This is a genomic window from Haloarcula sp. Atlit-7R (assembly GCF_003666065.1).
Lineage (GTDB): Archaea > Halobacteriota > Halobacteria > Halobacteriales > Haloarculaceae > Haloarcula > Haloarcula taiwanensis.
In genome coordinates, this window is record NZ_QXIK01000063.1 from 1 (window position 1) to 562 (window position 562).

Annotated in this window: 1 protein-coding gene; it reads left to right on the forward strand. The window is 72.1% G+C overall.

Features of this window, described 5'->3' with window-relative positions; translation table 11 throughout:
- Nucleotides 1-45: 45 nt before the first annotated feature.
- Nucleotides 46-562 (forward strand): amidohydrolase family protein (locus D3D01_RS22630; protein WP_147439990.1); only part of this gene is annotated, 517 nt, incomplete at its 3' end.

The window sequence follows — 562 nt, forward strand, 5'->3', positions numbered from 1 at the left end:
ACCCGAACCGCCGGACTTAGCACCCGGCGCGTCGCACCCCCTCGTATGCGAATCGAGAACGCGACGCTGGCCGACGGCCGCGTGGTCGATGTCCGCGTCGAGGACGGGACCGTCGAGGCGGTCGGCGACCTCGACCCCGACGCCGACGAGGAGACCGCCGACGCCGAGGAGAACCTGCTTCTACCGGGCGCTATCGACGTGCACGTCCACTTCCGCGAACCGGGATTCGAACACAAGGAGACGTGGGAGACGGGCGCGCGGAGCGCCGCCGCGGGGGGCGTGACGACCGTCGCCGAGCAGCCGAACACCGACCCGACGACGACCGACGGCGCGAGCTTCGACGCGAAGGCCGAGCGCGCCGCGAAGTCGTGTATCGACTACGGCATCAACGGCGGCGTCACCGCCGACTGGGACCCCGACAGCCTCCTCGACCGCCCGCTTTTCGCCCTCGGCGAGGTGTTCCTCGCCGACTCGACCGGCGACATGGGCATCGAGGCCGACCTGTTTTCCGAGGCCGCGGAGCGCGCCGGCGAGGCGGGCGTGCCCGTCACGGTCCACGCCG